Consider the following 12,595-nt stretch of genomic DNA (forward strand, 5'->3'; position numbering starts at 1 on the left):
CTCCCACTGCTCTATACCCGAAACGAGAGCAGTGCTGCCATGTCAGGCCAGTGAGCCTGCCCGGCGTCCGAAGACCGCGCCGGACGTCAGCCCGGTGCCGCCCGGGTAGTTGCCGCTGAACAGGCCGCCCAGCATCTCCCCGCAGACGAACAGACCGGCGATCGGCTCGCCGGCGCCGTCGAGGACCCGGCCGTGGGTGTCGGCGTGCAGGCCGCCGAAGGTGAAGGTGATGCCGCAGGTCACAGGGAAGGCGTAGTACGGCGGCCGCTCAAGCGGGACGGCCCAGTTCGACTTCGGCGGTGTCGCGGCGGCCGCGCGGCCGTCGAGCACGGACAGGTCGAGCGGGGTCGTCCGGTCGATCGACGCGTTGAACTCCGCGACGGTCCCGCGCAGCGCCGCCGCGTCGACGCCCATCCCCTCGGCCAGGTCGTCGAGCGTGTTCCCGATCACGACCGACGCGCCGGGCATGTCGTACTCCTCGGCCCGCAGCCGCGTCCGGGTGGTGGCGTCGAAGAGCTGGAAGGCCACGCCGCCCGGCTGCGCGAGGATGCGCGCGCCGTACTTGGCGTAGGTGAGGTTGCGGAAGTCGGCGCCCTCGTCGAGGAAGCGCCGCCCGTCGGCGTTGACGACGATGCCCAGCGGGTAGCCGCCACGGGTGAGCTGGTTGGTGAGCTCGCGATTGCTCTGGTTGTCTTCGTGCCAGGCGTCCCAGGCGACGCTGTGGCAGGTGCTCCAGTCGCCGTGCGTCCCCGCGCCGACGGCGATCGCCGCGGCGAGCATGTCGCCGGTGTTGTACGGCGTGCCGCGGACCTTCGCCCGCTGCCAGCCCTCGCCCAGGTGGTCGCGGCGCATGTCCGCGTCGGCCTCGAAGCCGCCGGCCGCCAGCACCACCGATTCCGCGCGGACCGCGCCGTCGCGGCCCTCCACGTCCTGCCACCTCACCCCGGACAGGCGTCCCTCGTCGAGCGTGAGCTCGCGTGCCCGCACGCCGTAGCGGAGCTCCACCCCGGCCTGCCGTGCCGCCCGGGTGTGCTGTTCGATCAGTCCTTTGCCGCCGCCGGTGCTGCCGACGGCCAGCCCGCCCCAGAAGACGTGCCGGTCCTCGCCGTCGGGGTAGGCCTGCCGCTCGTACATCAGCCGGAACCGCAGTCCCTTGCCGTGCAGCCAGCGCAGTGTCCCGGCGCTCTCGCCGATCAGCACCTCGGTGAGCGCCTTGTCGTTGCGATCATCGGTGACCCTGGCCATGTCGACCGCGAAGTCCGCTGCCGGGTAGGAGGGGAGCACGGTGGCGGCATGCCGCGCGTCGGGGTCGAGGAGGTCCGCGAGATCGCCGAGGCCGTCGTGCGCGACGCGGAACGCTCCCGCAGTGTAGTAGCTGTTCCCGCCCGCCTCCTCCGCCGGGCCCCTCTCCAGCAGCAGAACGCGGCGGCCGCGCTCGGCGGCGGCGTGCGCGGCGCTGAACCCGGCGTTGCCGCCGCCGACCACCACCACGTCGTAGACATCGTCTTCTGCTGCCCGACTGTCGCGTCGCATCATGCCCTCCAGGTCTTGTTCTCAATTGCATGTGAGTGTATACAGTCGTACACCACATGGCCTGACAACGGGATCCGGGGAGCGGTGAGGATTCGATGACTGCAATCAGGCGGTGGGCCGCGCTGGTGGCCGCACTGCTCTCCACCGGCGCGCTCATCGTGACCGCTCCGGCGGACGACGAACGCGCCGACACCTTGGTCGCCCAAGCCCTCGACGGCAGGCAGTTGCGGATCATGGCGCCCGCGGCACCGGGCGGCGGATGGGACCAGACCGCGCGGGAGATGCAGGCGGCGCTGCGCGACCTGGTCGGCCGCAGCGAGGTGTACAACGTCGCCGGCGCGGGTGGCACGATCGGCCTCAGCCAGTTCGTACGGCTGCAGGGCGACCCCAGCCAGCTCATGGCGACCGGCCTCATCATGATCGGCGCGATCGAGACCAACGAGTCGCCGCACTCGCTCGACGAGACCGTCCCGCTGATCCGGCTCACGACCGACTATCAGGTCGTGGTCGCCGCCGCGAACTCCCCGCTCAAAGACATGAAAGCGGTGGCCGAGGCGATGCGGGACGATCTGCCCGCCGTGTCGATCTCCGGCGGCTCGGCCGGCGGGGTCGAGCAGATCCTCGCCGGGCTGACGGCGAAGGCCGTCGGCGTCGACCCGGCCAAGGTGAGCTACGTGGCCCACTCCGGTGGCGGCGAGGCCCTGACCACCCTGCTCTCCGGCCGCTCGACCATCGGCATCTCCGGGGTCTCCGAGATCATGCCGCAGATCAGGTCCGGGCAGGTCCGGGCGCTGGCGGTGTCCAGCCCCAGCCGGCTGCCCGCGCTGCCGGACGTGCCGACGCTGCGCGAGACGGGACTCGATGTGGAGTTGCAGAACTGGCGCGGCGTCGTCGCGCCGAAAGGGATCACTCCCGAGCAGGAGAGCGCGCTGGAGCAGATGCTGCTCGACATGACGCGCACGAAGGAGTGGAAGGCGGCGCTCGCCGACCGAGGCTGGGGCGATGCCACCCTGGCCGGTCCGGAGTTCGAGGAGTTCATCCGGTCGGAGCAGAGCCGGGTGGCGCAGATTCTCAAGGAGATCGGATTGGGACGGTCATGACCGAGCTTGTCGAGGTCATCAGTGAACAAGGAAACATGAGGCCGACGAAGGAGGCCTCATGACTGTTGACTCCGCTGAGCATGAGCCGGATCCGGGCCGTGACCGAAGGGCCGCGCTGAGCTCATTGATCTTCGGCGGCCTCATGGTGGTGGCCGGGCCGGTGATGATCGTGGACGCGCGCGGGCTGCCCGACGCCGGAGCGATGGGCCCCGCGGCGGCGCCGCTCGCGCTGGGCGTACTGCTCGGGCTCACCGGATTCTGGCTGGTGCTGCGCTCCTTGCGGGAACTGCGCTCTACGTCGGCGACCCGCGAACGAGCGATGCGCGGCCGTGCCGCACTGAAGGTGGGGGCGCTGGCCGGCGTCCTCGTGGCCTTCGCCCTGCTGCTGCCGGTCGTCGGCTACGTGGTCGGCTCGGCCGTCCTCTTCGTCGCCACGGCCCTGCTGCTCGGGGCGCCGCACGGCTGGCGGCTCTACGCCTGCGGATGGTCGCTCGCGGCGCTCGCCTTCGTGACCTTCGACCGGCTCATCGGGCTCACCCTGCCCACCGGACCTTGGGGGTTCTGACATGGAGCAGATCACGCTCCTCCTGGAGGGCTTCGCCGGTGCGCTGACCCCGATGCACCTGCTGTGGGCGCTGATCGGGGTCACCATCGGGACGGCGGTCGGCGTGCTGCCCGGCATCGGTCCCGCTCTCACCGTGGCGCTGCTGCTGCCGATCACGTTCCGGCTGGAGGCCTCCAGCGCGCTCATCCTGTTCGCCGGCATCTACTACGGCGGCATGTACGGCGGGTCGACCACCTCGATTCTGCTCAACACCCCCGGAGAGAGCGCCTCGATCATCGCGGCGATCGAGGGGAACAAGATGGCACGGGCGGGACGTGCGGCCTCGGCGCTGGCCACGGCCGCGATCGGCAGCTTCGTGGCCGGCACGATCGGCACCGTCGGCCTGACGTTCCTGGCTCCGGCCGTCGCCGGCTTCGCCACCAGCTTCGGGCCGCCCGAGTACGTCGCCCTGATGGCGGTCGCCTTCACCACGGTGAGCGCGCTGCTGGGGCCGAACCTGCTCAAGGGCATGGCCGGGCTCCTGGTGGGCCTGACCATCGGGTTGATCGGCATCGACTCCCAGACCGGGCAGCCCAGGTTGACGTTCGGTGTGGACTCCCTGCTCGACGGCATCGACGTGGTCATCGTCGTGGTCGCCCTGTTCGCGCTGGGCGAGACCTTCTCCCGCGTCATGACCGGAATCGGGCACTCCACCGTGCAGCCGGTGCGCGGGCGGGCCCTGCTGTCCCGCTCGGACCTGCGCCGGTCCTGGCCGGCCTGGCTGCGCGGCACCGCGCTCGGCTTCCCGATCGGCAGCCTGCCGGCGGGCGGCGCCGAGATCCCGACGTTCCTCAGCTACACGACGGAGAAACGGCTGTCGCGGCACCGTCACGAGTTCGGACGGGGCGCGATCGAGGGGGTCGCCGGGCCCGAGGCCGCCAACAACGCGGCCGCGGCCGGGGTGCTCGTGCCGCTGCTGACGATCGGGCTGCCGACCTCGGCCACCGCGGCGGTGATCCTCACCGCGTTCCAGTCCTACGGCCTGCAACCCGGGCCCGCGCTGTTCGAGGAGTCCGGGCCGCTGGTGTGGACGCTGATCGCCAGCCTGTATGTCGGCAACGTGATGTTGCTGCTGCTCAACCTGCCGCTGGCGAAGGTGTGGGCCAGGTTGCTCACCATCCCGCCCTACGCGATCTACGCCGCCGTGCTCATGTTCGCCGCCCTCGGCGCCTACGCCGCAGGTGGCACCACGACGGACCTGATCGTCCTGTGCGTCCTCGGGCTGCTCGGACTGCTCATGCGGGAGGCGGGCATCCCCCTGGCCCCCGCCGTGGTGGGGCTGATCCTCGGGCCGATCGCCGAGCAGCAACTGCGCCGCGCCCTCGTCCTGTCCGAGGGCGACCTGTCCATCCTGGTCTCCGGCCCGATCACCGTCGTTCTCTGGGTCGTGGCGGTGTTGTCGCTGGTCGTCCCGGTGCTGCTGCCGGTGGTACGCAAACGCCGCAGCACGCTCGCGGGCACCGCCACGACGGACGGTTCGGAGTCCAAGTGACTGCATACAACGGTATGCTCGGCTCCCGAGCGGATGCGATGTGAGGAGGACTCCCTGTCCGAGGTCTACGACCGGCTACGCGCCGAGATCGTCGACGGCACCCTGGCGCCGGGGGCGGCCCTCGTGGAGATCACGCTCGCCGAGCGATACGGCACCAGCCGTACCCCCGTCAGGGAAGCGCTGCGCCGGCTCCAGCAGGACGGCCTGGTCGAGCGCGCGGACCGCGGCATGCGGGTGCGCACCCGCAGCCCCGAGGAGATCCTGGAGATCTACGAGGCGCGGATCGCGCTCGAGGCCACGGCAGCCGCAGGCGCGGCCCAGCGCCGCACCGACTTCGACCTCGTTCGCCTCAACCGTGCGCAGAAGGCGATGACCGCCACGCCGACCTCTGACCCCGCGGCGATGGCCGAGGCCAACCGGGCGGTGCACGAGGCGATCTGGGCGGCCAGCCACAACGGCACCATCGTCGACCTGCTCACCCGGCTCAACAGCCATCTCACCCGCTACCCCTGGACGACGCTGTCGATGCCGGGACGCTGGGAAGAAGCCATCGCCGAACACGCGCAGATCATCGACGCGATCGAGAACCGCGACGCCGACCGCGCGTACGAGCTGGCCCGCGAGCACATGACCAAGGCGCGCGAGCTCCGGCTGCGCATCTACGGGGACGACACGACCGCCTGACGGCGCAGCACGAACACCCCCGAGCCGAGGTACTGCCTGCCGTACATGAGGTGCGACCTGCGCGAACGGTCGAGAAACGCACGGATCTCGGCCGCCTCCGCGTCCCCGGGATTGGCCGCCAGCCAGTCGCTGAGGGTCCACCACTGGGAGGCCATGTAACGGTCCCAGGAGTCGTGGTCGGCCATCACCATCTCGACCAGTTCGACCCCGCACGACTCCAGCCGCTCCAGCGTCTCGCCGAGCGTGCCGAACTCCTCGCGTCCGAACCCCAGCACGTCGAAGGCCTCCCGCGGCGGCTCCGAGATCCAGTACGGCTCGCCGACCAGCAGCACGCCGCCCTCCCGCAGCGCGGGAAGCATCAACTCGATCGTGCCGCGCAGACCGTCGCCGATCCACGTGGCCCCGAGGCACGACACCACGTCGTATCCGGACCCGGCCTGCTCCTTCGCGAACGCGGCCGCCTCGCCGCGCTCGAACCGCACCCGCTCGCCGACCCCCAGTTCCGCAGCCCTCTCCCCTGCGGCTGTGAGGAACACCTCGCTGAGGTCCACCCCGACGCCCTCGATCCCGTGGTCACGTGCCCACCGGCACAACATCTCCCCCTTGCCGCACGCGAGGTCCAGCAGCCGCATGCCCGGCCGCAACCTCGTCACCTGGCCGAGAAGGTCCAGTTTGGGATCGGTCAGCGGGTTGAGTATCCGATGATTGGCCTCGGCGATCTCGTGATAGCGCAATGACATAGGCCTCATCCTGGCAACGGCACGGCCCCCGGGTCCACCCAATATCACTCGGCCCTCGGCTACCGCCCGAGCTGACGGATTGGTACTGCTTGAACCATGACCATCGCCGAGATCTACGACGGGAAGCCGCTCGCCTGGACCCGCTCACACGGGCAGATGATCATCTGGTTCTGACCGTGGTCATGCCCGCGTCTCGAAAACGAGTGCGCCACGCAACAGGGGACGTGCCGCCAGGGCGACGAGCACCGCGGCGAGCACCCCGACGCCCGCCATGGCCACAGCCCTGGCAACCGCCCAACCGAGCCACTGGACTTGGTAGACGTCCGTCAGGGTCAGGACCACCACCGCAACCCCCGAGACGGCCGCCACCACGCAGACCGGCAGCGCGGCGATGACCGCCTGCCGCACGAGCACCCCGCCCAGCGCCCGCTCCGGCACCCCGGAAGCGGCCAGCGCGGCGAACGAGCGGCGAAGGTCGATCAGTTCCTCCGCCTGGTGCACCACCAGAGCGACCGCCGAGGTCGCCAGGGCCACCAGGAGCGCGACGTCCAACAGCGCGTGCCCCTGGGAGTAGCCGACACCTGCCTGCTGGGCCCCGGCCGCCGCGCCGAAGAACACCGTCAGGCTCACCACTGCCAGGGCCCTGGCCCACGCCCGCGGATCCGCCTCGACCAGCCGCGCGGCCAGCAGCGCCTCCGCCGACCGGGCCCGCCGACCGGCCCAGCGGGCGTACCCCCTGATCATCCAGGTCGTGGTCAGGGTCACGCCGAACAGCAGCAGGACCAGGCCGGCCGCCACGGACACCGCGGACCCGTACGGACCGGCGAGCGGGAAATCGCCCTTCTTCACGGCTCCGAGAACGAAGAGGCCGACACCCGCCGCGAGCAGGAGCAGGTCCCGCACACGCGGCCCCCGCACGCGTGCACGGCGAGCCACACCCAGTGGCGAGGCGACGACGTGCCGCCCGGCGCGTGCCCCCGACAGGACCCCGCCGAGCGTCACCAAAGCCACGACCACCGGCACCTGCGGCAGCGGCCCTGCGAGATGGGTGACCACGTAGAGCGCGCCGCCGCCCAACGAGCCGCCCACTGCCAGCGAGCCTCCTTCCATGGCCCCCAGCCGCCGCACGTCACCCGGCGTCGCCCCCGCCAGTCGCAGGGCGGCCAGCCGCCGCTCCCTGGTGGCCGAGGCCAGCCGGTTGGCCTGGTGGACCAGGCCGCCGATCGGCACGGCCAGCAGGGCCAGGCCGAGCCCCGTCAGCGAGCCGCCCTCGTCCTTGTAGTCCGCCAGGCTGACGGCCGTGCAGACCAGGAACGTCGCCACCGCCGCGCCCGCGGCGACCAGCCGGGCGCGTACCCGCTCGGCCCGCGAGCGTCCCCTGTTCAGCATCCGCAGCACGGCGATCACCGGTCCACCCCTGCCAGCACCGCTCCGTCGCGCAGGGCGATCTCCCGGTCGGCGTAGGCGGCCACCCGGTTGTCGTGGGTGACCAGGACGACGGCGGTACGGCTGCTGCGGGCCGCGCCGAGCAGCGCGTTCATCACCTGCTCGCCGCCGAGCGTGTCCAGTGCTCCGGTGGGTTCGTCGGCGAAGACCACGCGCGGACCGCTCACCAGCGCCCGCGCGACGGCCACCCGCTGCCGCTGCCCCCCGGACAGCTCACCAGTGCGCTGGTCGGCGCAGTCGGACACCTCCAGCCGGGCCAGCCACTCCGCCGCGACGCTCATCGCCTCCTGCCTGCCGTGCCGGTTGAACAGCATCGGCAGCGCGACGTTCTCCGCCGCGGTCAGCTCGGGCACCAGCTCGCCGAACTGGAAGACGACACCGAAGTTCTCGCGCCGCAGTTTGGTCAACTCCGCCTCGGGCAGCGTGTCGATCCGCCTGCCGTCCAGGACGACCTCGCCGGACTCCGGCCGGATCACCCCGGCCAGGCAGTGCAGCAACGTCGACTTGCCCGCGCCGCTCGGCCCCGTGACAGCGACGATCTCGCCCTCCGCGATCTCCAGGGAGACCTCGTTCAGTACCCTGGTCTGGCCGAACGACTTGCCCAGGCCCCTGGCCTCAAGCATTGTTGTCCTCCTTCATCCGCGCGAGCGCGGTCTCGATCCAGCGCAGGTCGGCGTCAAGGTGCTGGAGCGCGTAGTCGGCCGCCAGCACCTGGGCGGGCGCGCCGGACGCCTTCTCGGCGGTCAGCTCCCGCATGCGGGTCAGGTGCGCCTCGCGTTGCCGTACGAGATAGCCGTCGGCGGCCTTCCCCGCGACGGCGACCCGGGCGAACAAGGGGCTGGCGACGTACGGCGCCGACGGCTCGACGGTGTTCAGCCACCGCTCCAGCTCCGCCCGGCCGCCGTCGGTGATCGCGTACAGGGTGCGCTCGGGGCCGCCCTCCTGCTGCGTCTCGGCCGCCTCCGCCAGGCCGTCGCGCTCCAGGCGTTGCAGGGTGGCATAGACCTGTCCGTACGCCAGCGGCTTGGCCCCGGCGAGACGGTGATCGTGCTCTTTCTTGAGCTCGTAGCCGTGCTTCGGGCGCTCGGCGAGGAAGCCGAGCAGCACATGACCGGTTGACATGATCGCGACTATACATTCAATGAATAGTCGCGGACAACGGCGTCCAGAAAGCCTCGCTGCCGTCGGTCAGGTCGGCGCGGGGGACGGCCGGGCCGCCGCGCGCGCGATGCGCGCCTTGACGTCGCGGAAGTGCAGGCGCATCGCCTCTTGGGCGGCCTCGGCGTCCCGAGCGCGAAGCGCCGCCACGATCCGGCGGTGGTTGACGGTGATCTCCGCGGTTCGTTCCTCCGGCGGGCCGAGCGTCGGCTCGACCTCGTGGTAGACGTCCCAGAACAGGCCGATCAGCTGCAGCACCAGTTCGTTGCCGCACGACTCGTACAGCAGCGCGTGGAAGGCCCGATCGGCTTCCGGGTCCCGATCCATGCCATGGGCCAGGGCCTCCAACGCGGCGAGCCGGGGGCCGCTGGTGTTCTGGGCCACCTGGCCGATCAGCCCGCTCTCGAGCAGCTCGCGGACCTCGACCAGATCGTGCAGCGCGCGGATCCCGCCCGGCCCGGAACGCACCCGGAAGGCGAACGACGGGGTCAGTGCGTCGAGCGGCGCGTGCCCGACGAACGTCCCATGTCCGTGCCGGATCTCGACGATGCCCAGCGCCTGCAGAGCCCGTATGGCTTCGCGGACGCTGTTGCGGCTCGCCCCGAGCAGCTCCATCAACTGCACTTCGGTCGGCATCGGCGACCCGGGGACCAGCCCGCGCTCGTGGATCAGGGCGACGATGCGCTCCCGAAGCGACGCGCCGTCACCTGTACGCATGCCGCCTCCAGACTCCTCGAAGACCTTGCTTCAAACATCCCACCTCTCTGTCCAGGAAGGCCAGCCGAGGGAAGGAAAGTTTACGCCGAGGACACAGACGGCCCACCGGGCCGACATCGCTTGTTCGCCCGCCGACATAGGATGTCCTACGTGTACCGATCGGATGGTGGGACGGCATGGAGACATTAACGCCGGGGGCGCTCGGCGGCACCTGGGGCACGGTCCTGCTGCCCATCCGGGACGACGACTCGATCGACTGGGCACGTCTTGAGGCGGCGCTGGACGTGCTCGTCGCCGTTGGGCTCGACGGCCTGTACGCGCACGGCACCGCGGGCGAGTTCCACACGCTCGGCGAGGACGAGTACGACCGTGTCAACGCGTTGCTGGCCGAGCGGTGCGAACGGCACGGGCTGCCGTTCCAGATCGGCGCGGCTCACATGAGCGCGCAGACCTGCCTGGCCAGGGTGACCCGCGCGCGGGCGCTCCGTCCCGGCGCGATCCAGGTGACGCTGCCGGACTGGTTGCCGCTGTCGCGCGGCGAGGTGGTGAGTTTCCTGGCCCGCGTCGCGGCCGCCGCCGACCCGGTGCCGCTCGTGCTGTACAACCCGCCGCACGCCAAGACGCAGGTGCCGGCCGACCTGTATCCGGTGATCAGCCGCGAGGTTCCCTCGGTCATCGGGATCAAGGTCGCCGGCGGTGACGCGCCGTGGTACGCGGAGATGCGGCGCCACGCGGCCGACCTCGCCGTCTTCGTCGCCGGTCACGACCTGGCGACAGGACGGCGGCACGGCGCCGCCGGCTCCTACTCGAACATCGCCGCTCTCAGCCCGGCCGGCGCCATGGCCTGGCAGCGGATGATGGTCGCGCGACCCGATGCCGCGCTCGACGTGGAGCGGCGGATCCACGAGTTCTTCGCCGCGCATGTCCAGCCGCTCCAGCGCGGCGGGTACGCCAACGCCGCGCTGGACAAGTTCCTGGCCCATCTCGGCGGCTGGGCCGACATCGGCACCCGGGTCCGGTGGCCGTACGACTCGGTCGACGCTTCGCTCGCCGTCCGGCTCAGGCCAGTGGCCCGAACACAACTGCCCGAGCTTTTCCCGTAGGACGTAGGACGTCCTTGGCCTGCCGGTGATCCATGCGATGGCGCCCGCGAGCGCCATCGCATGGCGGTCCATATCTCCTCAGCTGACGCGGTCGAACGGCAGCCGCAGCGCGAGCTGTCCGCCGATCGGGAGGTTCCGCTCTCGGACCAGGTTCAGCTCGGCGTCGGTGAGGGCGCGCCGGTAGACGCGGACCTCGTCCAGCGTCCCGCGGAAGCGGTCCACACCGTCCATCCGCTGCCCGACGTGGATTCCCTCGAGCCCGAACTCCTTGCCGAGGGTCACCGAACCGGCCGGCGCCGCCGCCGCCGAGACCTGCACGCCGTCCACCAGGAGCCGCAGTTCGCCGCGTACCCGCTGGAGCGTCACGAAGTGCCACTGCCCGTCGTTGTATGCGCTCGGCGACTGCACGGTCACGTTGTACCGGTCGACGGACAGGACCGCCCGGATGCGGTTGCTGGCCGGTTCGGCCCGTAGCCACAGCGCCGGCGGGTTGGTGCCCCTGTTCACCCGGTGGAACCAGAGGATCGTGTGCGCCCCGGCCCGGTCCGAGTACCGGAACCAGGAGGTCAGCGTGAAGTCCTTCGCGCCGAGGTCGATGGAGTCGTTGAACGGCACCTCCACCCGGTCGTCCACCCGGTCCAGGGCCAGCCCGTTGCCGAACCGCCCGTCGGTGGTCTGCGCGCCGCCGCGGACATACGCCTGGTTGCGATACGGCGAACTGTCCGGCGTCGTCGGGCCGGGCGCCGGAGGTCCTGGGATGCCGGGCGGAGTGCCGTTCGGCGTCTCCAGGTACGCCTCGTTGAACCGCGCGAACCTGATCTGCTCATACGGCGTGATGGTGCCGGCCTCGTACATCAGGGCCGCCTCGTCGCCGTCCAGACGCACCATGTCCGAGTACGCCGACGGCCCCCAGTAGAAGACCTTGCCCTCCTCCCAGGTCTCGAAGCGGTCCCCCTCGTCGTAGGACGACCGGATCCCCATCGCCTCCCGGGCGCCCGGGTGCATCGGCGCGGAGAAAAGGAGGCGCTCTTCGCTGAAGCGCAGCAGCGACGCCTGGATATCGGTCGTCGCCAGCGCCGGCATGGTACGGAACGGCTCGTCCCACGTCTGGCCGCCGTCGCTGCTGGTCGCGTACGCCCGGCTGCCCTCGTCGGTGCCGCGCTCGCGGGCCGAGGCGTAGATGCGCCCGTCGGTCAGCTCGACGACGGTGACCTCCTGGGCGATGACCGTGCCGTCGTCGCGGGACGTCTCGGCGCCGATGTTCCAGGTCACCCCGCTGTCGTCGCTGTAGAGCAGGTGCGTGCCGTAGACGTGCTTGCCGACCCGATCCCAGCTTTCGAAACTCGCCCCGACGACCAGCCGGCCGGCGTTCGGGCCCTGCTTGAGCTGGATGCCGTGCATCGGGCCGGTGGCGTACCAGAAGTTCCACTCAGGACGCTTGCCCTCGGTCATCTCCCTGGCGGCCGACCAGGTCCCCCCGTGGTCGTCACTGAACTGCACCCAGGGGTCGCGGTCACAACCGTTCGGGCACGGCTCCGCACCGTTGCGGGTGCTCACCAGCACGACCCGGCCGGAACTCTCGTCGACGATCGGCACCGGGTTGCCGTGAGTCGTGCCGTTGCCCTCCGAGACCACCTGCAGCGGTCCCCAGGTCCGCCCGCCGTCGGCGGAGCGGCGCAGCACGAGGTCGATGTCCTCGTCGTCGCCGCAATCCTTCACCCGTCCCTCGGCGAAGGCCAGGAGCATGCCGTTCGTGGCCCGCACCACGGCGGGGATCCGGAAGCAGCCGTATCCGAAGTCGCCCTGTTTGTAGAGCACCTGCTCGTCCACGAACGGTGCGGCTTCGAAGGTTTCCGCCGTCGCCGGCGCGCCGAGCACGCTGACGAGTAAGCCGGCGAACGCCAGTACGACGCCCACCCGGCGGCGCCGGGCACGGCCCTCCGGGGGATGACCATCGTGCATGTCCTCGCCCTTCCTGCAGGAGAAGATTACGAGGGGACATCCTACGTCCAACGTCC

The 12,595-nt window shown here is 71.0% G+C and carries 12 protein-coding genes; 5 read left to right on the forward strand and 7 right to left on the reverse strand.

Annotated features, from left to right (window positions below; all coding sequences use genetic code 11):
• Positions 1-42 precede the first annotated feature (42 nt).
• Positions 43-1,536 carry an FAD-dependent tricarballylate dehydrogenase TcuA gene (gene tcuA / locus ACFOY2_RS22910; RefSeq protein ID WP_379530120.1) on the reverse strand — a complete coding sequence of 498 codons (1,494 nt, stop codon included), beginning with the start codon at positions 1,534-1,536 and terminating at the stop codon, positions 43-45.
• Positions 1,537-1,628: 92 nt separating this feature from the next.
• On the opposite strand from tcuA, the gene ACFOY2_RS22915 reads away from it, so the two are divergent.
• Genes ACFOY2_RS22915 through ACFOY2_RS22930 form a run of 4 tightly spaced genes read left to right on the forward strand, consistent with a single transcriptional unit; the run spans position 1,629 to position 5,413 of the window.
• Positions 1,629-2,633: a Bug family tripartite tricarboxylate transporter substrate binding protein gene (locus ACFOY2_RS22915; protein WP_379530121.1), complete on the forward strand. Its 1,005-nt coding sequence runs from the start codon at positions 1,629-1,631 to the stop codon at positions 2,631-2,633.
• 58 nt (positions 2,634-2,691) lie between these two features.
• A complete protein-coding gene (locus tag ACFOY2_RS22920; RefSeq protein ID WP_379530122.1) occupies positions 2,692-3,198 on the forward strand; it encodes a tripartite tricarboxylate transporter TctB family protein in 507 nt (168 codons plus the stop codon).
• A gap of 1 nt (position 3,199) precedes the next feature.
• Entirely contained in the window at positions 3,200-4,729 is a 1,530-nt protein-coding gene (locus ACFOY2_RS22925) for a tripartite tricarboxylate transporter permease (protein WP_379530123.1), read from the forward strand.
• Positions 4,730-4,762: 33 nt separating this feature from the next.
• Positions 4,763-5,413 (forward strand): GntR family transcriptional regulator, encoded by a 651-nt coding sequence (locus tag ACFOY2_RS22930; RefSeq protein WP_379530124.1) that lies wholly within the window; start codon positions 4,763-4,765, stop codon positions 5,411-5,413.
• Here the strand turns inward: ACFOY2_RS22930 and ACFOY2_RS22935 are convergent.
• The 5 genes from ACFOY2_RS22935 to ACFOY2_RS22955 form a co-directional block, all read right to left on the reverse strand.
• Positions 5,389-6,153, reverse strand: coding sequence for an SAM-dependent methyltransferase (locus ACFOY2_RS22935; protein ID WP_379530125.1), 765 nt, complete (start codon positions 6,151-6,153; stop codon positions 5,389-5,391). The two genes, ACFOY2_RS22930 and ACFOY2_RS22935, sit on opposite strands and share 25 nt — an antisense overlap.
• Positions 6,154-6,333: 180 nt before the next feature.
• On the reverse strand, positions 6,334-7,560 hold the full coding sequence (locus tag ACFOY2_RS22940; protein ID WP_379530126.1) for a hypothetical protein: 1,227 nt from the start codon (positions 7,558-7,560) through the stop codon (positions 6,334-6,336).
• Positions 7,557-8,222 (reverse strand): ABC transporter ATP-binding protein, encoded by a 666-nt coding sequence (locus tag ACFOY2_RS22945; RefSeq protein ID WP_379530127.1) that lies wholly within the window; start codon positions 8,220-8,222, stop codon positions 7,557-7,559. The genes ACFOY2_RS22940 and ACFOY2_RS22945 overlap by 4 nt, the downstream gene beginning before the upstream one ends.
• Positions 8,215-8,721 carry a PadR family transcriptional regulator gene (locus ACFOY2_RS22950; RefSeq protein WP_379530128.1) on the reverse strand — a complete coding sequence of 169 codons (507 nt, stop codon included), beginning with the start codon at positions 8,719-8,721 and terminating at the stop codon, positions 8,215-8,217. The genes ACFOY2_RS22945 and ACFOY2_RS22950 overlap by 8 nt, the downstream gene beginning before the upstream one ends.
• Before the next feature lie 66 nt (positions 8,722-8,787).
• A complete protein-coding gene (locus ACFOY2_RS22955) occupies positions 8,788-9,474 on the reverse strand; it encodes a FadR/GntR family transcriptional regulator (RefSeq protein WP_379530129.1) in 687 nt (228 codons plus the stop codon).
• A 176-nt stretch (positions 9,475-9,650) separates the two neighbouring features.
• Here ACFOY2_RS22955 and ACFOY2_RS22960 point away from each other — a divergent pair, with 176 nt between their 5' ends.
• Entirely contained in the window at positions 9,651-10,577 is a 927-nt protein-coding gene (locus ACFOY2_RS22960) for a dihydrodipicolinate synthase family protein (protein WP_379530130.1), read from the forward strand.
• Between the two features lie 78 nt (positions 10,578-10,655).
• On the opposite strand, the gene ACFOY2_RS22965 is transcribed toward ACFOY2_RS22960, so the two are convergent.
• Positions 10,656-12,539 (reverse strand): exo-alpha-sialidase, encoded by a 1,884-nt coding sequence (locus tag ACFOY2_RS22965; protein ID WP_379530131.1) that lies wholly within the window; start codon positions 12,537-12,539, stop codon positions 10,656-10,658.
• Positions 12,540-12,595 lie beyond the last annotated feature (56 nt).

Source organism: Nonomuraea purpurea, assembly GCF_042650645.1.
Taxonomy (GTDB): domain Bacteria; phylum Actinomycetota; class Actinomycetes; order Streptosporangiales; family Streptosporangiaceae; genus Nonomuraea; species Nonomuraea purpurea.